General features: G+C 73.7%; 23 protein-coding genes. 13 read left to right on the forward strand and 10 right to left on the reverse strand.

Annotated features, from left to right (window positions below):
* The first annotated feature begins 5 nt into the window (after window positions 1–5).
* From RBL05_RS12940 to RBL05_RS12955, 4 genes are read left to right on the forward strand one after another with little or no spacing between them, the layout of a single operon-like run.
* Window positions 6–308, forward strand: a complete 303-nt coding sequence (locus tag RBL05_RS12940; protein ID WP_308739109.1) for a WhiB family transcriptional regulator — start codon at window positions 6–8, stop codon at window positions 306–308.
* Between the two features lie 37 nt (window positions 309–345).
* Window positions 346–516, forward strand: a complete 171-nt coding sequence (locus tag RBL05_RS12945) for a DUF4177 domain-containing protein (protein WP_308739108.1) — start codon at window positions 346–348, stop codon at window positions 514–516.
* 4 nt (window positions 517–520) lie between these two features.
* Complete coding sequence (locus RBL05_RS12950) at window positions 521–1,027, forward strand: RidA family protein (protein ID WP_308739107.1); 507 nt, start codon at window positions 521–523, stop codon at window positions 1,025–1,027.
* Window positions 1,028–1,038: 11 nt separating this feature from the next.
* The gene (locus tag RBL05_RS12955) at window positions 1,039–1,857 is read left to right on the forward strand and encodes an MBL fold metallo-hydrolase (protein WP_308739106.1); all 819 of its coding nucleotides are present in this window, start codon (window positions 1,039–1,041) and stop codon (window positions 1,855–1,857) included.
* Window positions 1,858–2,029: 172 nt separating this feature from the next.
* Here RBL05_RS12955 and RBL05_RS12960 read toward each other — a convergent pair whose 3' ends face one another.
* Window positions 2,030–2,707, reverse strand: a complete 678-nt coding sequence (locus RBL05_RS12960) for a Crp/Fnr family transcriptional regulator (protein WP_308445921.1) — start codon at window positions 2,705–2,707, stop codon at window positions 2,030–2,032.
* 156 nt (window positions 2,708–2,863) lie between these two features.
* Here RBL05_RS12960 and RBL05_RS12965 point away from each other — a divergent pair, with 156 nt between their 5' ends.
* From RBL05_RS12965 to RBL05_RS12980, 4 genes are all read left to right on the forward strand, one after another.
* A complete protein-coding gene (locus RBL05_RS12965; RefSeq protein WP_308739105.1) occupies window positions 2,864–3,559 on the forward strand; it encodes an endonuclease III domain-containing protein in 696 nt (231 codons plus the stop codon).
* On the forward strand, window positions 3,556–4,254 hold the full coding sequence (locus RBL05_RS12970) for an NUDIX hydrolase (RefSeq protein WP_308739104.1): 699 nt from the start codon (window positions 3,556–3,558) through the stop codon (window positions 4,252–4,254). The genes RBL05_RS12965 and RBL05_RS12970 overlap by 4 nt, the downstream gene beginning before the upstream one ends.
* Window positions 4,255–4,523: 269 nt before the next feature.
* On the forward strand, window positions 4,524–4,910 hold the full coding sequence (locus RBL05_RS12975; RefSeq protein WP_308741173.1) for a cold-shock protein: 387 nt from the start codon (window positions 4,524–4,526) through the stop codon (window positions 4,908–4,910).
* Between the two features lies 1 nt (window position 4,911).
* A complete protein-coding gene (locus RBL05_RS12980; RefSeq protein WP_263311152.1) occupies window positions 4,912–5,961 on the forward strand; it encodes a DUF3027 domain-containing protein in 1,050 nt (349 codons plus the stop codon).
* A gap of 138 nt (window positions 5,962–6,099) precedes the next feature.
* Here the strand turns inward: RBL05_RS12980 and RBL05_RS12985 are convergent, their stop codons facing one another.
* Genes RBL05_RS12985 through RBL05_RS12995 form a run of 3 tightly spaced genes read right to left on the reverse strand, consistent with a single transcriptional unit; the run spans window position 6,100 to window position 9,136 of the window.
* Window positions 6,100–7,278 carry a DNA polymerase III subunit delta' gene (locus RBL05_RS12985; protein ID WP_308739103.1) on the reverse strand — a complete coding sequence of 393 codons (1,179 nt, stop codon included), beginning with the start codon at window positions 7,276–7,278 and terminating at the stop codon, window positions 6,100–6,102.
* The gene (gene tmk, locus RBL05_RS12990) at window positions 7,275–8,066 is read right to left on the reverse strand and encodes a dTMP kinase (protein ID WP_263311150.1); all 792 of its coding nucleotides are present in this window, start codon (window positions 8,064–8,066) and stop codon (window positions 7,275–7,277) included. Before tmk ends, RBL05_RS12985 begins: the two co-directional genes overlap by 4 nt.
* The gene (locus RBL05_RS12995) at window positions 8,063–9,136 is read right to left on the reverse strand and encodes a Gfo/Idh/MocA family protein (protein WP_308739102.1); all 1,074 of its coding nucleotides are present in this window, start codon (window positions 9,134–9,136) and stop codon (window positions 8,063–8,065) included. Before RBL05_RS12995 ends, tmk begins: the two co-directional genes overlap by 4 nt.
* Window positions 9,137–9,356: 220 nt before the next feature.
* Between RBL05_RS12995 and RBL05_RS13000 the strand changes: the two genes are divergently transcribed.
* From RBL05_RS13000 to RBL05_RS13010, 3 genes are read left to right on the forward strand one after another with little or no spacing between them, the layout of a single operon-like run.
* The gene (locus tag RBL05_RS13000; RefSeq protein ID WP_308739101.1) at window positions 9,357–10,694 is read left to right on the forward strand and encodes an ABC transporter substrate-binding protein; all 1,338 of its coding nucleotides are present in this window, start codon (window positions 9,357–9,359) and stop codon (window positions 10,692–10,694) included.
* Window positions 10,695–10,741: 47 nt separating this feature from the next.
* A complete protein-coding gene (locus RBL05_RS13005; RefSeq protein ID WP_082835202.1) occupies window positions 10,742–11,674 on the forward strand; it encodes a carbohydrate ABC transporter permease in 933 nt (310 codons plus the stop codon).
* Window positions 11,671–12,579: a carbohydrate ABC transporter permease gene (locus RBL05_RS13010; RefSeq protein ID WP_010549532.1), complete on the forward strand. Its 909-nt coding sequence runs from the start codon at window positions 11,671–11,673 to the stop codon at window positions 12,577–12,579. Before RBL05_RS13005 ends, RBL05_RS13010 begins: the two co-directional genes overlap by 4 nt.
* Before the next feature lie 90 nt (window positions 12,580–12,669).
* Here RBL05_RS13010 and topA read toward each other — a convergent pair whose 3' ends face one another.
* The 3 genes from topA to RBL05_RS13025 all read right to left on the reverse strand — a co-directional run bounded on the left by topA (window position 12,670) and on the right by RBL05_RS13025 (window position 18,076).
* Complete coding sequence (topA, locus tag RBL05_RS13015) at window positions 12,670–15,372, reverse strand: type I DNA topoisomerase (protein ID WP_308739100.1); 2,703 nt, start codon at window positions 15,370–15,372, stop codon at window positions 12,670–12,672.
* Window positions 15,373–15,473: 101 nt separating this feature from the next.
* Window positions 15,474–16,454: a phosphatase PAP2 family protein gene (locus RBL05_RS13020; protein WP_308739099.1), complete on the reverse strand. Its 981-nt coding sequence runs from the start codon at window positions 16,452–16,454 to the stop codon at window positions 15,474–15,476.
* Window positions 16,451–18,076: a methyltransferase gene (locus RBL05_RS13025; protein WP_308739098.1), complete on the reverse strand. Its 1,626-nt coding sequence runs from the start codon at window positions 18,074–18,076 to the stop codon at window positions 16,451–16,453. Before RBL05_RS13025 ends, RBL05_RS13020 begins: the two co-directional genes overlap by 4 nt.
* A gap of 93 nt (window positions 18,077–18,169) precedes the next feature.
* Here RBL05_RS13025 and RBL05_RS13030 point away from each other — a divergent pair, with 93 nt between their 5' ends.
* Together RBL05_RS13030 and RBL05_RS13035 are read left to right on the forward strand one after the other, a co-directional pair.
* A complete protein-coding gene (locus RBL05_RS13030) occupies window positions 18,170–20,614 on the forward strand; it encodes a DEAD/DEAH box helicase (protein WP_308739097.1) in 2,445 nt (814 codons plus the stop codon).
* Between the two features lie 13 nt (window positions 20,615–20,627).
* Window positions 20,628–21,014 (forward strand): hypothetical protein, encoded by a 387-nt coding sequence (locus RBL05_RS13035; protein ID WP_308739096.1) that lies wholly within the window; start codon window positions 20,628–20,630, stop codon window positions 21,012–21,014.
* A 61-nt stretch (window positions 21,015–21,075) separates the two neighbouring features.
* On the opposite strand, the gene RBL05_RS13040 is transcribed toward RBL05_RS13035, so the two are convergent.
* Genes RBL05_RS13040 through RBL05_RS13050 form a run of 3 tightly spaced genes read right to left on the reverse strand, consistent with a single transcriptional unit; the run spans window position 21,076 to window position 22,006 of the window.
* Complete coding sequence (locus tag RBL05_RS13040; protein WP_308739095.1) at window positions 21,076–21,414, reverse strand: Rv3654c family TadE-like protein; 339 nt, start codon at window positions 21,412–21,414, stop codon at window positions 21,076–21,078.
* On the reverse strand, window positions 21,411–21,806 hold the full coding sequence (locus RBL05_RS13045) for a TadE family type IV pilus minor pilin (RefSeq protein ID WP_308741172.1): 396 nt from the start codon (window positions 21,804–21,806) through the stop codon (window positions 21,411–21,413). Before RBL05_RS13045 ends, RBL05_RS13040 begins: the two co-directional genes overlap by 4 nt.
* Window positions 21,806–22,006, reverse strand: a complete 201-nt coding sequence (locus tag RBL05_RS13050) for a DUF4244 domain-containing protein (RefSeq protein WP_010549540.1) — start codon at window positions 22,004–22,006, stop codon at window positions 21,806–21,808. The genes RBL05_RS13045 and RBL05_RS13050 overlap by 1 nt, the downstream gene beginning before the upstream one ends.
* Between the last annotated feature and the right edge of the window lie 11 nt (window positions 22,007–22,017).

The following is a 22,017-nucleotide window of genomic DNA, read 5'->3' on the forward strand; positions in this document are numbered from 1 at the left end:
GGAGAATGACCATCGGGGGAAGCGCCTTCACCGGCGACAGCAGCTGGGCCACCCGCGGCGCCTGCGTGACGATGGATCCCGACGGGTTCTTCGTGCAGGGCGCGGAGCAGCACGCCGTCAAGGCGGCCTGCGGCGCGTGCCCGGTGCGCACCGAGTGCCTGGCCGACGCGCTCGACAACCGCGTCGACTTCGGCGTGTGGGGCGGCATGACCGAGCGGGAGCGGCGACGCCTGCTGCGCCGCCACCCCCACGTCAGCGACTGGTCCGCGCTGCTGCGGCGTGCCGAGCAGCAGGCCGTCGGCGGCTGACCTCCTCGGACCGGGCTCCCCGGGTAGGCTCGTCCCCATGAGCGCACACACCCGCTGGGAGTACCTGACCGTCCCGCTGCTGATCCACGCGACCAAGCAGATCCTGGACAACTACGGCGACGAGGGCTGGGAGCTGGTCCAGGTCGTGCCGGGGCCGAACCCGGAGAACCTGGTCGCCTATCTCAAGCGCCCCCGGGGCGAGGGCTGAGCCGATGATCGACGCCGTCCCGGCGCGCAGCCCCCGCACCCGCGCCCGCCTCGCCGAGCTCGGGCATGCTCTGCCCGAGGTCGCGGCCCCGGTGGCCGCCTACGTGCCGGCCGTCCGGACCGGCTTCCACGTCCACACCTCCGGGCAGCTGCCCTTCGTGGACGGGGCGCTGCCGCGCACCGGCAAGGTCGGCGCCGAGGTCACGGCCGAGCAGGCCACCGAGCTCGCCGAGATCTGCTGCCTGGGCGCCCTCGCTGCCGTGGAGGCGCTCGTGGGCGACCTCGACCAGGTGGTCAGGATCGTGAAGGTGACCGGGTTCGTCGCCTCCGATCCCTCGTTCACGGGACAGCCCGCCGTGATCAACGGCGCGAGCACCCTGCTCGGCGAGGTCTTCGGCGAGGCCGGGAGCCATGCCCGCTCCGCCGTGGGCGTGGCCGTGCTGCCCCTTGACGCTCCGGTCGAGCTCGAGCTCGTCGTCGAGCTCTCCGCATCTCTCGACCCCACCGCCTGAGCGGGGCCGCGATGGACGAGCATCTCGGGCAGCGGGCTCCCGACGCCCCGGCGGTCGAGCTGATCGTGGTGCGGGCCGACAACCCCGGCCCCATGACGCTCACCGGCACCAACAGCCACGTGCTGCGCGACGATGACCAGGTGTGGGTGGTCGACCCCGGCCCGAAGGACCCCGAGCACCTCGCCGAGCTGCTGCTCACCTGCGGCGACGCCCGGCCGGAGGGCGTGCTGGTCACCCACCGGCACGCGGACCATGCTGCGGGCGCCGCGACCCTCGCCCGGCAGCTCACCGCCCGCAGCGGCCGGGAGGTGCCGCTGTGGGCGGCCGATCAGTCCGCCGTGCCCGGCTCGCGCCCGCTGCCCGCGACGCTGATCGGCGACAACGGGACCGTCGGACATGTCATCCACCTGCCCGGGCACACCTCCGACTCCGTCGGCCTGCTGGTGGAGGGCGGGCGGATGCTGACCGGCGACACGCTCCTGGGCGGCTCCTCGACGGTGATCGTGCCCGACCACGGCGGCTCGCTCACCGAGTACCTGCAGTCCCTCGCGATCCTCCACGCCCTCGCCGAGGACGGGCGGATCAGCGCGTTCTTCCCCGGACACGGGCCGTCCGTCGACTCCCCGCTGGAGGTGCTCGCCGTCCTCGAGGAGACGATCGCGCACCGCCGGCAGCGGATCGATCAGGTGCGGCGCGCCCGCACCGCTGGGGTGCTCACCCTCGACCGGCTGCTGCGCGTGGTCTACGGCCCGGACCTGCCCGAGCAGCTGCAGGACGCGGCCCGCTGGAACCTCCGCGCCACCCTCGACCACCTCGCCCGGGAGCGCTGACCCCGCGCTGCGTCGCTGCGCCGGATCGCCCCCGCGGCTGCGGACTCCGGGCGCGGCGCCGTCGTCCCGGGTGCCCCCGGGCGCTCGAACGGCCCTCCTCCCCGCGCGGGGAGGAGGGCCGTTCGAGCGCGGGCGCGGCGTCGGGCGTCTGCGCGAGATGCCCGGGCCCGTCTCAGCGGGCGCGGCGGCGCAGGCGCTCCACGTCGGCGATGAGGACGGCGCGGGCCTCGAGCCGGATCCAGCCGCGAGAGGCGAAGTCGGCCAGGGCCTTGTTCACCGTCTCGCGGGAGGCGCCGACCAGCTGGGCCAGCTCCTCCTGGGTCAGGCCGTGGGCGACCATCACGCCGTCGTCGGTCTGACGGCCGAAGCGCTGGGCGAGGTCGAGCACGTTCTTCGCCACGCGACCGGGCACATCGGCGAAGACCAGATCCGCGAGGGACTCGTTGGTCTTGCGCAGACGGCGCGCGAGCGACGCGAGCAGATGGCGGCCCACCTCCGGACGCTGCGCCAGGACGCGGTACAGGTCCTGCTGCGAGAGGGAGTACAGGGTCGACTCGGCCACGACCGTGGCCGTCGCGTTGCGCGGCGCGGGATCGAACAGGGAGAGCTCGCCGAGGGTCTCGCCCGGGCCGAGCACCGCGAGCAGGTTCTCCCGGCCGTCGCCCGAGGCGTGGCCGACCTTCACCTTGCCGGTGCCGATGATGAAGAGCCGGTCGCCCGGATCGCCCTCACGGAAGATGATGGCGCTGCGGTGGTAGTCCTCCTGCTTCATCGACGCCAGGACCGCCTGCTTGCCGTCCTCGTCGAGCGCGGCGAACAGCGGCGACGACCGTACGATGTTCTCGTCCACGGAACCTCCTGGATGTGGGGTCCCGATCTTCCGGGACCGTGCTGTACAACCTGTGGCGGACGCCACGTTCAGCGGTGGCGGCTGTCACATGATGGTCAAACACTATCGCGCTCGCGGCGACATGGCCCATCTCCGAGGAAGGGAGACGTCTCCGGCATGTCGAGCAGGTCGTCCCACCGCCCCGCCGCGGCCGCCTCCGGGGCCCCCGCCGACGCGGGTCTCGTCGCGGCCCGGCTCGAGCGCCTCCACCTCGGTGCGCGCACCGAGCTCGACCACCGCGACGCCTTCAAACTGCTGGTCGCGACCGTGCTCTCCGCGCAGACGACCGATGTGCGCGTCAACCAGGTCACCCCCGGACTGTTCTCCCGCTGGCCCGGCCCGACAGCTCTCGCCGAGGCCGACGAGGACGCGGTCACCGAGCAGGTGCGCCCGCTCGGGATGGGCGCGACCCGGGCGCGTCGGATCATCGGCCTCTCCCGTGCGCTGCTCGTGGACCACGACGGGGAGGTGCCCGACGACCAGGCCGCGCTCGAGCGGCTGCCCGGCGTCGGCCGGAAGACCGCGCACGTGGTCCGCGGGGCCTGGTTCGGCCACTCCCTGCTCGCCGTGGACACGCACGTGGGGCGGCTCTCGCGCCGGCTCGGCTGGACGACGGCCACCGACCCGCGAACGGTCGAGGAGGACGTCCTGGCGCGGGTGGAGGCCGACGGCACGGGCGCCGACGCCGAGGACCTCACGATGCTCGGGCTGCGCCTGATCCTCCACGGCCGCCGCGTCTGCACGGCGCGGGCGCCCCGCTGCGGGGAGTGCGTGCTGGCCGACCTCTGCCCGAGCGCGGGGGAGGCGGCATGAGCACGGCCGTCCCGTCGGCCGAGGGGCTCCCCGACGGGGCCGGCTTCCTCGCCCCGCTCGCCGAGCGGGCCCGGCGCGGGGACGTGCTCGTCGACCGTCGGGACGGACGCGGCTCCCCTCCGATGCCGACCGACGGAGGGCGGCGCAGCGCCGTGCTCATTCACATCGCCGGCACGGATCTGGCCGACGCCCGGCTCGTCCTCGAGGAGCGCGGCCACCGCCTGCGCTCCCAGCCCGGCCAGTTCTCCCTGCCCGGAGGGAAGCGCGACCCCGGCGACCGCGACGACGTGCACACCGCGCTGCGGGAGGCGCAGGAGGAGACGGGGCTGGACCCCGCCGACGCGCACGTGCTCGGCGCCTTCGCCCCGATCCCGATGCCCTGGCGGGGGCAGCTCGTGATCCCGGTGCTGAGCTGGTCCGCCGAGGTCCCGCCGCTCGGGGTGCAGGACCCGGTCGAGGTCGAGCGCCTGGTGTGGGCGCCGTTGACCGGGAGCGACTCCCTCGACGACGCCGCGCTGCGCCGACGCGGCCGGCTGAACGGGCACGACGTCGGCCCCGTCTTCGAGCTGCCCGAGGACGCCTTCATCTGGGGCTTCACCGCGATGATCCTCGAGCAGGTCCTCGCCGGGCTCGGCCTCGAGCCCGTCCCGGCCGACGCCCCGACCCGCGAGATCCCGCCCGAGCGCCGGCGCTGAGCGGGGGCAGTGCCGTCCCGTCGTGCAGCGTGCTGCGCTGCGCCGTCGGCCTGTCGGGCCCTGCCCGCGCCGTCCTGTCGTTCCCTGCGGTGGCCGTCGTCACCTCGCAGGAACCCGCTCGCCGCCGCCGGCCTGCTCGCGATAGCATGGAGTGTTGCCGGACCCGCTCCGGCAGCCTCCCGGGTGGAGGCGGCCGGCACGTCGGCCCGCACGCGCCCGGGATCCGAGAATCGCCCCACGACGACCACCAGATGAGGAATGGGATCCAGGTGCCACGAGGCAAGGTGAAGTTCTACGACGCCGAGAAGGGCTTCGGCTTCATCCTCGACGACGAGGACGGTCAGAGCGTGTACGTGCACGCCACCACCCTGCCCAAGGGGGTCACGACCCTCCGCCCCGGCGCCCGCGTCGAGTTCGACATGGTCGACGGCCGCCGCGGCCCGCAGGTGCTCTCCCTGCAGCTGCTCGAGCCCGCGCCGTCGGTCGCCCGCGCCCGCCGCCAGAAGCCCGAGGACCTCGCCGTCATGGTCGAGGACCTGATCCGGCTCCTCGACGACGCCGGCACCGGGCTGCGCCACGGCCGCTACCCCGATCGCGGCCACTCCCAGAAGATCGCCACCGTGCTGCGAGCCGTCGCCGACAACTTCGAGGCCTGAGATGACGTCCCCGACCACCGCCCCCCGCCGTCCCCGCACCGCACGTCCGAAGCTCGACGCGGTCGCAGCGGCTGCCGTCGAGCTCGCCCGCGAGGCGCTCGAGGACGTCACCGAGCCCGGACAGGTCGGTGAACACCTCCGCGTCGAGGCGACGGGGGAGCGGCTGGTCACGCACGTCTTCGAGTGCACCATGCCCGGCTACCGCGGCTGGTCCTGGGTGGTCGTGCTGGCCCGCGCCTCCCGTGCGAAGGCCGCGACCGTCGCCGAGACCGCGCTGCTGCCGGGCGAGGACGCGATCCTCGCCCCCGCCTGGGAGCCGTGGTCCGAGCGTCTGAAGCCTGAGGACGTCGGCGCCGACGACCTGCTGCCCTACCGGGAGCAGGACGAGCGGCTCGAGCAGGGCTACGAGGCCACCGGCGACGAGGACGAGGACCGCGTCGCCCTCTGGGAGCTGGGGCTCGGCCGCCCCCGCGTGCTCTCGCAGGAGGGCCGCGGCGAGGCCGCCGAGCGCTGGCAGGCCGGCGAGTTCGGCCCCCGTCAGACCTCCTCCCGCGGGCGCAAGGGCACCGTCCCCGCGAGCTGCACCAGCTGCGGATTCCTGATGAAGCTTTCCGGCTCGCTGCGCTCCGAGTTCGGCGTGTGCACCAACGAGTGGTCCCCGGCCGACGGCCGCGTGGTCCACCTCGGCTACGGCTGCGGCGCCCACTCCGAGACCGGGCAGGACGACGGCGAGCCCGAGATCCCCCGCGGCGCGGGCGTGATCGTCGACGAGCTCGACGTCGAGGTCGTCGACGACGAGAAGGCCGCGGCGGACGCGACCGCACCGGCCGGCGGCACTGCGGCTGAGAGGTCCCAGGCCGAGGACGCCGTCCAGGCCGGGGGCTCGCACGCCGAGAGCAGCTCCGCCCCGGCGGACGTCGCACTCGTCGAGCCGGTCGCCGAGCCCGCGCCAGCTGATGCCGAGCCGGAGCAGGCCTCGCAGGAGCAGGCCCCGACGGAGCACCCGGCCCTGTCCTTCGACATCCCCGAGGCGGACTCTCCCGAGGACTGATCCCCGGCCTCGGGCCGGCGGACCGCTCTCCGCAGCTCACGTGCGCTCCTGTTCCAGGACCGGAACAGGGGCGCACGTGACGTCGCGGTGACCTCCAGGCGAGGGCGCGGGGCGGATCCGGCCCGGTGCCCGGCGGGGTCAGCGCTGGGAGACGGCGATCCGGGAGAGCAGCGCCTCGACCGCGAGCAGCGGCGGCACGTTCCCCGCGATCCGTTGACGGGCCTCCTGCACGGCCTCGAGCAGAGCGAGGGTGGAGCGGCCCGTGCCGTGCGCGGCGGCCTGCTCGATCTCGCCCGTCACGTCGACGTTCACCAGCTCCGAGCCGGTGGCCAGCTGGCGGCTCAGCACGTCGCGCAGCACCGAGTGGGCGTCCAGCAGGTACCGGTCCAGCACGTCACGGACCAGACGGGTCTGGCGCCGCTTGGCGTCCTCCTCGAGCTGGCGCATCTGGGAGCGGAGCGAGGGCGGCACCTTCCCGTCGTCGATCCCGGCCGAGCGCAGGAAGCGCTCCTTCTCCTCGAGCGCGACCTGGTCCGCGTGCTCCTTGGCCTCGGCGGTCGCCCGCTCGACGAGGGCCTGGGCGGCGAGCACGGCGCCGCCGGCGGTGCGCAGGGCCAGCAGCGTGCGCGCCGACTCCACCCGCGCGCCGAGCGCCCCCTCCTGCGTCGCGTAGCGCAGCGCGAGACCGATGTGGCCCTGTGCGGCGCGCGCCGCACGCAGTGCCAGCTGGTCCTCGATCCCGTCGCGGCGGCGCAGCAGCTCCGCGACCATGTCGGAGTCCGGGACCGTGAGGGTCACCAGGCGGCAGCGGGAGCGGATGGTGGGGGCGAGGTCCTCGGCCGAGGGGGCGCACAGCATCCACACCGTCGACGGCGGCGGCTCCTCGATCGACTTCAGCAGCACGTTGAAGGTGCCCGCGGTCATGCGGTCCGCGTCCTCGACGATCAGCACCCGGTGCCGGCCGGTGGCCGGGGCGCGCTGCGCGGTCATCACCAGCGAGCGCACCTCCTCCTTCGCGACGGAGAGCTTGTCGGTGGCGACGACGGTGACATCGGGATGCGTTCCCGCGAGGGTGGTGCGGCAGGCCGGGCACTGCCCGCAGCCGGTGCCCTGCTCGCACTGCAGGGTCGCGGCGAAGGCCCGGGCCGCGGTGGAGCGGCCGGAGCCGGGAGGGCCCGTGATCAGCCAGGCCTGGGCGAGGGACCCCTCCGGGGAGGCGGCGCGGCGGAACTGCGCGACCGCCGCGTCCTGGCCCACGACGTCGGCCCACACCCCGGGCGCGTGCGGCGCCCCGGCTGCCTGCGCGGCCGCGGTCACTGCTCGTCCCGGTGCCGGGGCGGGGGCGCCGGCTCGAAGGTCGGGTCGAACAGGCTCAGCACCTCGGCGACGGAGGCGAGCACCTGCGCATGGACCTCCTCGCGCGGGCGGGTCCCGTCGACCACGGCGTAGCGCTCGGGATCCGCGCGGGCGAGCTCGAGGAACTCCTCGCGCACCGCCTCGTGGAACTCCAGGCCCGCGCTCTCCAGACGGTCCCTGCCCTCGGAACCGCGGCGCTCGTCCAGGGCGCTGGTGGGCACGTCGAGCAGGATCGTGCGATGGGGCAGCAGCCCGTCGACCGCCCACAGCGACAGCCCCGCGATCTCCTCCGGCGAGAGCTCGCGCCCGGCGCCCTGGTAGGCGACGGAGGAGTCGAGGTATCGGTCCCCGAGCACGAGCCCGCCGCGAGCCAGATGGGGGCGGACGACGGTCGCGATGTGGTGCGCGCGATCCGCCGCGTACAGGAGCGCCTCCGCGCGGGGCTCGACGTGCTCCCCGTGCAGCAGCAGCTCGCGGATGCTCTCGCCGAGCGGCGTGCCGCCCGGCTCCCGGGTGGTGAGGATGAGGTCCTCGGCGACGGAGCGCTCGGTGACCAGGTGGTCCCGCAGCATCCTCATCTGGGTGGACTTCCCGGCGCCGTCCCCTCCTTCGAAGGAGATGAACACGCCGCGGCGGGGCGGGTGCGTCGCGGGGACGCGCAGGGAGGTGCTGTGCAGCGACGGTGCGTGGCGTGCCGCGGCCTGCAGGGCGTCCTCGTGCGGCGCGGGAGCGGGCTCGGTGCGGCTCATGCGCTCTCCTCCCCGGGGTAGACGACGCCGAGCTCGGCGCGGACGGCGTCCATCGTCCCCATCACCGACAGAGTGTCCGACCAGCTCATCAGCGGGGACTCGAGCTCGCCGGCGGTGATCCGGCGGGCGGCCTCCGCGATCTCGTAGGCCATCCCGTCGCCGGGCGCGCCAGGATGCTCGAAGGACGCGGAACGGCCGTCGAGCAGCTCGACGGTGAGCGTGCCCGGGGCGTAGAACGGACCGGTCAGGCGGGCCGTGCCCGCGGTGCCCGCGACGACCGCCTCGGCCGGGGTGCGGGTGCGCAGCGTCGTGCCGAGCCGCGCGAACCCGCCGCGCGCGCCCCGGGCGAGCAGGCCGAGCGTCGCGTCGACGCCGGTGGGGGTCAGCTCCCCGCGCACGACGGGGTCCTCGAGATCGCCGAGCACCATCTGCGCGAAGGAGATCGGGTAGACGCCGAGGTCCAGCAGCGCCCCGCCGCCGAGCTCGGGGGCGTTCATGCGGTGGGAGGGGTCGGTGGGCATGGCCTGGCCGTGGTCGGCTGCGACCTCGACGATCTCGCCGAGCAGGTCGGCCTCCATCACGCGGCGCAGCAGGTCGTACTGCGGCAGGAAGCGCGCCCACATCGCCTCCATGGCGAACACGCCCCGCTCCCGGGCGAGGTCGAGCAGGTCGCGGGCCTGCGCGGTGTTCAGGGTGAACGCCTTCTCCACCAGCACCGGCACGCCTGCCTCGAGCACCGGGCGGGCCAGCTCGTGGTGCTGGGCGTGCGGGGAGGCGATGTACACCGCGTCGATGCCGCCCGCGGCGAGCATGCCCTCGACGCTGTCGAAGGAGCGCTCCGCACCGTGCTCGGCCGCGAAGGCCGCGGCCCGCTCTGCGGAGCGGGAGACGACCGAGACGATGCGCGAGGCCGTCGCCCGATGGGCGGTGTCGGTGAACTGGCCGGCGATGTGGCCGGGGGAGACCACGCCCCAGCGCAGACTCGGCGCCGAGGCCGGATCGGGGACGGCGGACTCGGGCAGGACCAGGGCGGGCTCGTCGACGCCGCTGGTCTCGTCGGTCTGGCTCATGGGGTCCAATCTATCGGTCCGGCCGACAGGCCGGGGTCGGGCTGTGGACGCGGCCGCCCGTGCCGTCGGTGCCGGTGCGGGACGGGAGCGGTGGAGGTGGTCCGCGGCGCCGATCCGGCTGACCAGTGCCCGGACGTCCGGTGTGAGTAGGATCACCGCGCCCCTGGGAGTACTCTGACCACGACACCAGGTGTCACCGTGCGAACAAAGGAGTCTCGACATGAACACCACCCCTGCGCGCCCGCTTCCCCGCCGTCGCTCCGTCCTCGCCGTCGGCGGTGTGGCCACGGCGGCCGCCGCCCTCGCGGCCTGCTCCTCCGATTCCGGGGGCGGTGACGGCGGCAGCGACGGCGGCACCGGCGCCTCCGCCGCCGACTTCGAGGAGCGCGGCCCGATCACCCTGGCCAAGGGCAAGGACACGACCGGAAAGCTCGCCGAGTTCCTCGAGTCCTGGAACAGCGAGCATCCTGACGAGGAGGTCACACTCATCGAGCTGCCCGAGTCCGCCGACGAGCAGCGCCAGCAGATGCTCAACAACGCCCAGGCGAAGTCCGACGCCTACACGGTGCTGGGCCTCGACGTGGTGTGGACCGCCGAGTTCGCCGCCAATCAGTGGGTCGTCGAGCTGCCCCAGGACGGCTTCCCCCTGGACGAGCTGATCCCCTCCACCGTCGTCACCGGCACCTACTTCGACAAGCTCTACGGCGTCCCCTTCACCACCAACGCCCAGCTGCTGTTCTCCCGCACCGACCTGCTGGAGAAGGCCGGGCTGGACGGGCCGCCGGAGACCTTCGAGGAGATGTACGCCGCGATCGAGACGCTGCAGGAGGACGACCCGGAGCTGCTCGGCTTCGGCTCCCAGTACTCGAAGTACGAGGGGCTGACGGTGCAGACCTCGAGCCTGGTCGCCTCCGCCGGCGGGGAGCTCTTCGACGACCAGGGCGAGCCGCACGCCGACTCGTCCGAGGCGATCATGGGCCTGCAGGCGGTCCGCGACGGCTTCGACAAGGGATACATCCCCCAGGAGGCGCTGACCTACAAGGAGGAGGAGTCCCGGCAGGCCTACCAGGATGGCCGGCTCGCGTTCCTGCAGAACTGGCCCTATGTCTGGGCGCTCGGCCAGGCCGAGGACGGCTCCTCGAAGGTCAACGGGAAGATGGTCGCGAGCCTCGTGCCCGGATTTGACGGCCCGGGAAGCACCACCCTGGGCGGCCTGAACCTCGCCATCAGCGCCTTCGCGAAGAACAAGGGCACTGCGGTGGACTTCATCGCCTTCATGGTCGACGCGGCCCAGCAGAAGGACTGGGGCCTGGCGACCTCGCAGGCCCCCGCCAATGCCGGGGTCTACGAGGACCAGGAGATGCTCGATGCCTTCCCGTTCCTGCCCCAGCTCAAGGAGGCGATCGACCAGGGCAGCAGCCGGCCGGCGGTGGTGAACTACGGCGACGTCACCCAGGCGATCCAGGAAGCGGCCTACGGCTGCCTCTCCGGGGAGACCGAGGCGGAGGCGGCGATGACGCAGCTGCAGACGCAGCTGGGCGAGCTCGCGGAGGGATGACCGTCGTGGCCGTCCCTCGGCGCAGGGTGGGCGGGGGCGAGAGCAGGATGGCGTACCTCCTGCTCCTGCCCACCCTGGTGCTGCTCGCCCTCGTCGTCGGCTTCCCGCTGGTGCTCTCCGCCTGGCAGTCGCTGATGCAGACCGGGAAGGGCATCGACCCCACCACCGGGCTGATCCAGCAGGGCGACACCTTCGTGGGGCTGGAGAACTACGCCCAGGCGTTCACCGGCGCGGGCGCCGGTGCCGGGTTCTGGAACGCCTTCTGGAACACGACGCTGTTCACCGTGGTCGGGGTGAGCATCGAGACCGTCCTCGGCGTCGCGATGGCGCTGATCATGGCCAAGGGGCTGCGGGCCACCGGTCTCGTGCGCGCCTCGATCCTTGTGCCCTGGGCGATCCCCACCGTCGTCTCGGCACTGATGTGGCAGCTGATTTTCGACGCGAACGGCATCGCCAACCGCCTCATCGGCTACCAGGTGCTGTGGACCACCGAGGGCTGGCAGGCCAAGGCCGCCGTGCTGATCGCCGACATCTGGAAGACCGCGCCCTACATCGGGCTGCTCACCCTCGCCGGGCTGCAGACCATCGACCGGCAGGTCTACGAGGCGGCGACCGTCGACGGCGCGAACCGCTGGCAGACCTTCTGGAGGATCACGCTGCCGCTGGTGCGACCCGTGCTCGTGGTCGCGGTGCTGTTCCGGCTGCTGGACGCGATGCGCATGTTCGACCTGCCCTACGTGCTGCTGGGGCGCCTGCGCTCCGGCCAGACCCTGTCCATGCTCGCCACCGATGCGGCCTCCAAGACCGACTTCGGCATGGCCTCGGCCTACTCGATGGTCCTGTTCGCCTACATCTGCCTGGTCGCCTTCCTCTTCGTGAAGCTGCTGGGCGCCGACGTGATCGGGGACAGGGACCGCCCCGCCCGGAGCCGCCGCACCGCCCGCCGGCTCCGCCCCACCAGCGAAGGGAGTCTGCCATGAGCGCCGCGACCGGCGAGGTCCGCACCCGCACCGGCGAGGTGCTGCGGCCGAAGAAACCCCGGGGCCGCACCGTCGGCACCGTGATCGTCGGCCTCGGGATCGCCTTCATTCTGGTGTACTGCCTGGCCCCGTTCTACTGGATGATCGTCTCCGCGCTGCGCCGGCCCTCCGAGGGCCGCTCCACGGAGCTGATCCCGAACCCGATCAGCGTCGAGAACTTCGCCGCGGTCTTCGATCCGTCCAACCATTTCGCCCGGGCGCTGCTGAACTCCCTGATCGTCGCCGGCGGCACCACGCTGCTGGTGCTCGTGCTGGGCGTGTTCGGCGCCTACGCCCTGGCCCGGCTGGACTTCCGCGGCAAGGTGGCGGTGATGTTCCTGATCGTGGCGACCTCGATGTTCCCGGTCGTCACGCTCGTGGTGCCGCTGCTGAAGCTGTTCAGCGGCGGCTACGACTGGTTCCCGGTGAACTGGATCAACACCTATCAGGCGATGATCCTGCCGACGATCTCCTTCGCGCTGCCGCTCGCGGTGTGGAACCTCAACGCGTTCTTCCGGCAGCTGCCGGTCGAGCTCGAGCAGGCGGCGATGGTCGACGGGACCACGCGCTTCGGCGCCTTCGCGCGGGTGATCCTCCCGCTCGCGGCGCCGGGCGTGTTCACCACTGCGATCATCACCTTCATCGCGGCGTGGAACGAATTTCTCATCGCGCTGACCATGGTGAACAGCCCGCTGATGCAGACCGCGAACGTCGCGATCTCGAAGTTCACCGGCAGTTCGCAGTTCGACACCCCCTACGGCACGAAGATGGCCGCCGGGGTGATCGTGACGGTGCCGCTGATCATCATGGTGCTGGTCTTCCAGCGCCGCATCATCGGCGGCCTCGCCGCCGGGTCGGTGAAGTGACGGGCTGAGCGCCGACGGGCGCTCGCGCTGGCCCTCGGCGCCCGGACAGCGCGGCGGCCCCGCTCCGGGGAGCGGGGCCGCCGGCGTCGGTCACTTCTTCGCGGAGGTGCTCTTCTTCCGCGTGGTCGTGGTGCGGCGGGCGGCGGGCTTCTTCGCCGGTCCCTTCGCGCGCTTCTCCGCGAGCTTCTCGATCGCGACCTGCTCCGTGATCTCCTCGACCTTCTCCGTCGCGCGCAGCGAGACGTTGGTGGTGCCGTCGGTGATGTACGGGCCGAAACGGCCGTCCTTGATGACGATCGGCTTCTCCGAGGTCGGGTCGGTGCCGAGCTCCTTCAGCGGGGGCTTCGCCGCGGCGCGGCCGCGGGTCTTGGGCTGGGCGTAGATCTTCTCGGCCTCCTCGAGGGTGATCGAGAAGATCTGATCCTCCGTCTCCAGCGAGCGGGAGTCGGTGCCCTTCTTCAGGTACGGGCCGTAGCGGCCGTTCTGGGCGGTGATCTCGGTGCCGTCCGCGGCGGTGCCGACCACGCGCGGCAGGCTCAGCAGCTTCAGCGCGTCCTCGAGCGTGACGGTCGAGAGGTCCATCGACTTCAGCAGCGAGCCGGTGCGGGGCTTCGGCTGCTTCGACTTCGGGACCTTCTTGCCGTCGGTCTCCTCCGGCTCGGGAAGCACCTCGGTGACATAGGGGCCGTAGCGGCCGTCCTTGGCGATGATCTCGTGGCCGGTGTCGGGATCGGTGCCGAGCACGCGCCCGTCGTCCTTGGCGCGCTCGAGCATCTCCTTCGCCTTCTCGACGGTGAGCTCGTCGGGTGCGACCTCGTCGGAGACGTTCGCGCGGCGCGGGTCCGCGCCCTCGACGACGTTCCCCTCCTCGTCGGTCGGGTACTGCTCGACGTAGGCGCCGTAGCGGCCCACGCGCAGGGTGATCCCCTCACCGATGTCGATCGAGTTGATGGCGCGGGCGTCGATCTCGCCGAGGTCGTCGACCATGGGCTTCAGCCCGATGGGGGCATCGCCCGAGCCGTCGGAGAGGTAGAAGTCGCGCAGGTAGTCCGCGCGTCCCAGCTCGCCGCGGGCCATGCGGTCAAGCTGCGCCTCCATCTGGGCGGTGAAGTCGTAGTCGATGAACGGCCCGAAGTGCTCCTCCAGCAGGCGCACCACCGCGAAGGCGGTCCAGCTCGGCACCAGCGCGGTGCCGCGGCGCAGCACGTAGCCGCGGTCCTGGATCGTCGCGACGGTGGAGGCGTAGGTCGAGGGGCGGCCGATGCCGCGGTCCTCGAGCGCGCGGACAAGGGAGGCCTCGGTGTACCGCGGGGGCGGGGTGGTGGTGTGCCCGTCGGGGACCAGCTCACGGGTGGGGAGGGTCTGGCCCTCCTCCATCTGCGGCAGGCGCTTGTCGTCGCCCTTGTCGTCGTCGCCGTAGCGGGAGGCGTCGCGCCCCTCCTCGTAGGCGGCGAGGAAGCCGCGGAAGGTGATCACGGTGCCGGCGGCGCGGAAGGTCGCGCTGCGGCCCTCGTTCTCGACCTTCAGCTCGACGGTGGAGGTGGTGCCCTTCGCGTCGGCCATCTGCGAGGCGACGGTGCGCTTCCAGATCAGCTCGTAGAGGCGGAACTCGTCGCCGGAGAGCTGCCCGGCGACGTCCGCCGGGGTGCGGAAGTGGTCGCCGGCGGGCCGGATCGCCTCGTGCGCCTCCTGCGCGGACTGCGACTTGTTCGTGTAGACGCGGGGCTTGTCCGGCACGAACTGGGAGCCGTAGAGCTCGGAGGCCTGGGCGCGGGAGGCGCGGATCGCTTCGCCCGAGAGCGTCACCGAGTCGGTGCGCATGTAGGTGATGTAGCCGTTCTCGTACAGCGACTGCGCCACCCGCATGGCCTGGCGCGCGCCGAGGCGCAGCTTGCGGCTGGCCTCCTGCTGCAGCGAGGAGGTGGTGAAGGGGGCGGCGGGCCGGCGCGTGTACGGCTTGGACTCGAGCGAAGTGACGGTCGCCGGGGTGGAGCCGAGCACCTGCACGAGCTCGCGGGCGGAGGCCTCGGTGAGGATCGTCGCGCTCTTCGAGCGGGGCTTGAGGGTGCCGTCGTCGGCGAAGTCGCTGCCGGTGGCGACGCGGGCGCCGTCGACGGTCTGGACCTTCGCGGTGAACTGCTCGGCGTCGGGGCCGAAGGTGCCGGTCACGTCCCAGTAGTCGGAGGCGACGAAGGCCATCCGCTCCCGCTCCCGCTCGACCACGAGGCGGGTCGCGACGGACTGCACGCGCCCGGCCGACAGCGACGGCTTGATCTTGCGCCACAGCACGGGGGAGAGCTCGAAGCCGACCAGGCGGTCCAGGATGCGGCGGGTCTCCTGCGCGTCGACGAGGTGCACGTCGAGGTCGCGGGTGTTCTCCAGCGCGCCTTGGATCGCGTCCTTGGTGATCTCGTGGAACACCATGCGCTTGACGGGCGTGGACTTCTTGGGCTTGAGGGTCTCCAGCAGGTGCCAGGCGATCGCCTCGCCCTCGCGGTCCTCATCGGTGGCGAGGTAGAGGGTGTCGGCGTCCTTGAGGGACTTCTTCAGCTCGGCGACGGTCTTCTTCTTGTCGGGGCTGACGATGTAGTACGGGTCGAAGCCGCCCTCGACGTCGACGCCGAACTTCCCGTACGGCCCCTTCTTCATCTCGGCGGGCAGGTCTCGGGGCACGGGGATGTCGCGGATGTGGCCCACCGACGCCTTGACGTCGTACTCATCGCCCAGATATCGGGCGATGGTCCGTGCCTTCGCCGGGGACTCGACGATCACCAGATGCCGTCCGCCTGTCACGTCGCCTGCGTCCTTCCTCGCCGCGTCGCTCGCGGCCGTACGTCACGCCCCGTCGCGGGGTCGCATCTCCGCCGCGCGCTGACTCGGTGCGCGGCGATTGCTCACGGTACACGCTCCGCCGGAGGTGTCCGCAGAACGCTCGGCGTGCGCAGCACCAGGACCAGCGCCACCCAGGCGGCGGTCGCGCCGGCGATCACGGCGCCGGTGGCGCGGAAGGCCGCGAGCTGCGAGGCCCGGTCGGCGAGGTCCAGCGGGAGGGGGAGGCCGGCGATGCCCGCGGCGCCGGCGACCAGGCCGACAACGCCGATCGCGCCGAGCACGAGGGCGCAGGCCAGCTCGGCCCGCGGCAGGCGCGGCACGTCCTGGCGGAGGGCGCGTCTGCGACGTCGCCGCCCCCGGCCGGCGTGCGCGGCGGCGCGGCGCAGCCGCCGCCTCGTGTGCAGCCCGTCCACCCCGAGCACGAGGAAGGTCCAGGCGGCGCTGACCGCGATCGCACCGATCACGTCGCTGGGCCGGTGCCATCCGGTGACGAGGGTGCCGATGCCGGCGGCGCCGCTCCACAGCAGGCCGAGCGGGGCGACCAGCGGCCGGGCCCGTCCGGCGACGAGCACGAGCGCGATCATCGTCGTCGCCGCGAGGGTGGAGTGGCCGGAGGGGAAGGAGTTCGTGGTCGGTTCGATGCCGGGGCCCAGCACCTCGCGGCTGACCAGCAGGTGCTTGATCACCTGGGTGGTGAGGTTCGCGCCGAGCACGAGCGAGGCCAGCGGCAGCAGCAGCGCGGGGCGGCGTCGCAGCAGCGCGATCACGGCGGTGAGCGCGAGCAGGGCGATGATCACCGGCATGCTCACCGTCTCCACCGCGAGCTCCGTGATCCGCGAGAGGAGGCCGTCGTGGTTCCGGGAGCCGGAGAGGGTCAGCTGGTCCAGCCGCTGACCGCTCGCGGTGCCGACCGCGCCGCGGGCCATCAGCACCACCGCCGCGCCGCACACAGCGGCGACCAGCAGCGACAGCAGCGGCCGGGCGAGGCCGACGGGGGAGGGCGGTGCGGGCTCCGCCGCGGGGAGGGCCTCGGGCGCCGTCACAGGGTCACCATCCCCGTCAGCGCGAGCTCGCGCACGGCGGGCAGGACCCGGGCGCGGGTCTCCTCGACGTCGGCGTCGGTGAGGGCGCAGACCGCGGCGACCACCTGGCCGAGGGTGAGCGTCCCGTCGAGCGCGCCGACGGTCGCGGCGAGCGCCTGGTCCGCGGGGACGGTGCGGGCGAGGCCCGCCCCCTGCACCAGCTCGATGAGGAGCGGGTCCCACTGGCCGGGGGTGAGGTGACGGCGCTCCACGACGTCTTCGGCGCGGACGGGGCGGGTCGCGGCGAGCGCCTCGTCGTCCAGCGCGGAGAGACGGTCGAGCGCGGTGAGGGAGGCGGCCAGGTGCTCCGAGAGGGTGCCGCTGCCGGTGCCGGTCGCGAGCTCGGTGCGCAGCAGGCCGCGTCGGCCGGCGTCGGGGCGGCGCAGCAGCAGGTAGCCGAAGCCGATGCCCTCGACCGCGCGGGAGGCGAAGTCCTCCAGCCAGGCGTCGATCAGCGCGTCCCAGCGGTGATCGCGCGGCGTGATCCCGCCGTCGCGGGCCCAGGTCCCGGCGTACTCGGCGGGGTCCTCCCGGTCGCGCTGCAGCACCCAGGCGTCGACCCCGTCGGTGAGGGCGGGCTCGAGCCATGCCCGCGGATGCGCGAAGCCGTCCTCCTCGTCGGTGATCTCCCAGTTGCCGAGCATGACGGCGCTCGCGCCCGGGGCGAGGTGCGCGGGGAGCTGTGCGAGCAGCTCGGCGAGCAGGGTATCGCCGGCGCGGCCCCCGTCGCGGTAAGTCCAGGGGTCGTGCTCGTCGTCGTCCGCGCGGGGCGTGATCACGAAGGGCGGGTTGGAGACGACGAGGTCGAAGACCTCCCCGACGACGGGCTCGAGGAGGGAGCCGCGGCGCAGGTCGAGCTCGATCCCGTTCAGCGCCGCGTTGAAGGCGGCGAAGGCGAGGGCGCGCTCGGAGAGGTCGGTGGCCACGACGTGCTCGGCGTGGCGGGAGGCGTGCATCGCCTGGATCCCGCCGCCGCAGCCGAGGTCGAGCACCCGGCCGACCGGAGTGCGGGGCGTGATCCGGGCCAGGGTGAGGGAGGCGCCGCCCACGCCGAGGACGTGCTCGGGGGAGAGCGGGGCGCCGGTCGCGAGCTCGGAGAGGTCCGAGGCGATCCACCAGTGGACGGGGCCGGCATCGTCCTCGGCGGCGTAGGGCGCAAGATCCACGAGGGCGCGGACGGAGGGAGCGCCGGCCGCGGGCCCGTCGGCCGTGTGCCCATCGTGCCCGTCGGCCGTGGGCCGGTCGCCGGCGGGGCGGTCGGCGGGGGCGAGCAGGCCGAGCCGCTGCGCGCCCTCGAGGCCGAGGGTGGGCAGCGCCGCGGCGACCCTGGCCCCCGGCAGGGTCTCGCCGAGCACGAACAGGGCCAGGAGCGTCGTGGCCGGATCGGTGCTCTCGGCGAGCCGGCGACGGGCCGGCGCCGGGTCCTCGCGACGCAGCGCGGCGGAGGCGACGGCGCCGAGGACCTCCTCGAGGTGCTCGGTGACGTAGCGGGATTCGCGCAGGTCCGTGCCGAGGGCCTCGATCTCCGGGGTCAGGACGGTCGGGGCGGCGGCCGGTGCGTGCTCCGGGGTGGTGGCGGGCATGGCTACGATTGTGCCCCAGCGCGCCCGGACGATTCCGGGGAGGACGTGCGGAGAATGCGCAGACCCTGTGGGGACGCGGGAGGACGGTGAGGGATGCGGGCAGGCAGGGCCTCGGAGCTGCTCGCCGACCTCAGCGCACCGCTGATCCGCCACGGCTGCCTCACCCACGTCGAGCGGCGGCCCGCCCGCGAGGGCCGACGGGGCAGCTTCCCGGAGTGGACCGATCCGCGCCTGGTCCTCCACCTCGCCGAGCGCGGCATCACCGCCCCCTGGGTCCACCAGGAGCAGGCGGCGCGCCTGGCGCATGACGGCCGGGACGTGGTGCTCGCCACCGCCACCGCTTCCGGGAAGTCCCTCGCCTACCTGCTGCCGACCCTCACTGCGATCGGGGCGCGGGAGATCGACCCCGGGGCGCCCCGCGCGACGGTGCTCTACCTCTCGCCCACCAAGGCGCTCGCCGCGGACCAGCTCACCAACATCACCGCCCTCGCCGACGGGGCCGGGATCCGCGACGCCCGCATCGCCGTGTACGACGGGGACACGCCGGCCGAGCAGCGCCGCTGGGTGCGCCGCCACGGCACCGTGGTGCTCACCAACCCCGACATGCTCCACTTCGGGATCCTGCCCGGGCACGAGCAGTGGGCCCACTTCTTCCGGGCGCTGCGCTACGTGGTGATCGACGAGTGCCACAGCTACCGGGGGGTGTTCGGCAGCCATGTGTCGATGGTGCTGCGGCGCCTGCGCCGGATCGCCGCGCGGTACGGGGCCGATCCCACCTTCGTGCTCGCCTCCGCCACCACCGCGAACCCGGAGCTGTCCGCCTCGCGGCTGATCGGACGGGACGTCGAGGCGGTCACCGAGGACGGCTCGCCCCGGGCCGGGCTCACGATCGGGCTGTGGGAGCCGGGCACGCGCACCCGCGTGAACGGCCGCGGCGACCCGGCGCGGTGGGAGGAGCCGGGCCGCGACGCGAACGGCGGCGAGGAGGTCGAGGGTCCCGACGGGGACGGGCAGGGCCGTCGCGAGGAGCCGCTGCGCCGCTCGGCCACCAGCGAGGCCGCCGCGCTGCTCGCCGATCTCGTCGAGCGGGACGTGCAGACCCTCGTCTTCGCCCGCTCGCGGCGCGGGGCGGAGCTCGTCTCCACCGGGGCGCGGCGCCTGCTGGGGCAGAAGGCGGAGGAGAGCGCCGATGCGCGCCTGGCCGATGCCGCGCAGCGGATCGCCGCCTATCGCGGCGGCTATCTCGCCCGCGAGCGACGCGGGCTCGAGGACTCCCTGCGCAGCGGCGAGCTGCGGGCCCTGGCCTCCACCAACGCCCTCGAGCTCGGGATCGACATCTCGGGGCTGGACGCCGTGGTCGTTGCCGGCTGGCCCGGCACCCGCGCCTCGCTCTGGCAGCAGTTCGGCCGCGCCGGCCGCCGGCAGGACTCGCACGGCGGCTCCCTGGCCCTGTTCGTCGCCCGCGAGGACCCGCTGGACACCTACGTGGTCCACCACCCCGAGACGGTGTTCGGCGCCGAGGTCGAGGCGGCCGTGTTCGATCCCGCCAACCCCTACGTGATGACCCCGCACCTGTGCGCCGCCGCGTCCGAGCTCGCGATCCGCGACGGCGAGGAGGAGATCTTCGGGCCGACGGCGCGGGAGCTGCTCACGACCCTCGCCGCCCGCGGCGTGCTCCGCTCCCGCGCCACCGGCTGGTACTGGACGCTGAGCGAGTCCGCGCACGAGCTCACCGACCTGCGCGGCAGCGGCGGGGAGCCGGTGCGGATCGTCGAAGAGGCGGGCGGGGAGCTGCTGGGCACGGTCGATGCCGCGAGCGCCCACACCCAGGTCCACGACGGCGCGGTGTACCTCCACCAGGGCCGCAGCTACGTGGTGAACAGACTGGACGTGGACCAGGCCGTCGCCTTCGTGCGACGGGAGGACCCGCTGCACTCCACCCATCCGCAGTCCGCCTCGACGCTCCGGATCCGCCAGGTGGACCGCGAGGTGCCCTGGAAGGACGGGGTGCGGCTGTGCTTCGGCACCGTGGACGTCACCGACCAGGTCACCGGCTACCAGGTGCGGGACGTGTTCACGCAGGCCGTCCTCGCCCAGCACCCGCTGGACCTGCCGCCGCGCACCCTGACCACCAAGGCGGTGTGGTGGGTGGTCCCGCGCGAGCGCACCGACGCCGCCGAGATCCCCGCCGAGGAGCTGCCCGGGGCGCTGCACGCCGCCGAGCACGCCGCGATCTCGATGCTCCCGCTGCTGGCCACCTGCGACCGCTGGGACATCGGCGGGCTCTCCGCCGCCGAGCACGAGGACACCGGGGCGCCGACGATCTTCGTGTACGACGGGGCGCCGGGCGGCGCGGGCTTCGCCGAGCGCGGGGCCGATGATGCCGCCGCGTGGGTGCGGGCGACGGCGGACATGATCGCCGAGTGCGGCTGCGAGGCGGGCTGCCCGGCCTGCGTGGTCTCGCCGAAGTGCGGCAACGGCAACGAGCCCCTGTCGAAGGCGCAGGCCGTGCGGCTCCTGGGACTGCTCGAGGAGTGAGCTCGGCGAGTCCGTGATCTCGCTGACGCCGCACTCCGGCTCGACGCTGGAGATCTTCCGCTCGGGCGGGATCGCGCTGGCCCTGATCGGAGGGCTGCTGCTGATCGCGCGACCCCTGCGCTGGGGGCTGCTGCCGCTGTCGGCGATGGGATCGATGCCGCTGACCGCCTACTCGGTGCACCTGGTCTCCCTGGTCGTGCTCGCCGGCCCCGGCGGATGGATCGCGGACAACCGCGTCTGGGTCGCCTCCGCCGTGGTGCTGCTCGTGGACTGCACCGCCTGGTCCGCGCTCAAGGGGCGCGGCCCGCTGGAGCGGGTCACCGCCTGGGCCGCACGGCGCGCCGGGCAGGCGGTCCCCGCCGCGGGACCCGGCCCAGCCGCGAGGTCCGCCGTCCGGTAGGTCGCTGGCTGCAGGTCGCCGTGGCGTCGGGGGCTTCGTCTCGTGCGGAGCCCGTCCTCGCTCACGTCTCCGGGACCTCCGACGGTCCGGGGCCCGCCCTCGATTCCGCGACCGCGGAGGGGAGCGCTCCGGCGTTGACCTCGACCCGGACGAGCACGTCCCATTCCCGCTGCTCGCATCCGGTGAGCGTCGCGCCGTTGCGCTCGGCCGTCTCCGCCGCGACCCGGCAGGGGTGCGGATGGGCGACCGCGAGCGCATCGGCGCCCGCGAGGGAGGCGAGATCCGCGGCGGTGCCCGCCTCGGCCCGGGCGAGCACCCCGCCGCCCAGCAGCGCGAGGGCGGCCACCACCGTGGTCGTCGTCCCCGTCCAGGCCAGCACCGACGCGCCTGACGTGCTCATGGCGTCCCTCCCTCGAGCAGCTGCGGCTCGAGCCGTGCCTCGGCGTCGGCGCTGAGGGACCAGGACGCGGTGGACATCGGCCCCGCGGGGGCGTGCAGCGTGCGCGTCACCTCGACCCGCACCCACTGGCCGGAGCTCGAGACGGACACGGCCGTGCCCTCCCCGCCGATCCGCTCGGCGACCTCGACCGCCACCGCGGTCTCCTCTCCCCGGGCGAGCTCCCGCACCGCGCCGCGCGCGGCGCTCTCGAGTCTCAGCTGGGAGGCCAGGCCCGCACCGGTCAGCAGCACGACCACCACCATCACCACCACGACGGGCAGCACGATCGCCGTCTCCGCCGTGGCGGACCCCCGGTCGTCCCGCAGGCGGGACGACCGGGCGGACCGCATCATCACGACCCCATCGACAGGGCGGAGGTGATGATCCCCATCAGCAGGGTCCGCACCTCCCCGGACGCCAGCAGGGCGACCAGGACGGCGGCGAAGCCGCAGGCCGCGAGCACGGTGATCGCGTACTCGGCGGTGGAGGCGCCGGTCTCGTCCCGCCAGCGGCGGGCGAGGGTGCGGCGCAGTCGGTTCCTCGTGCAGTGCATGGTGCTCCTCC

Source organism: Brachybacterium sp. GU-2, assembly GCF_030866705.2.
In the GTDB taxonomy this organism is placed as follows: Bacteria; Actinomycetota; Actinomycetes; order Actinomycetales; family Dermabacteraceae; genus Brachybacterium; species Brachybacterium conglomeratum.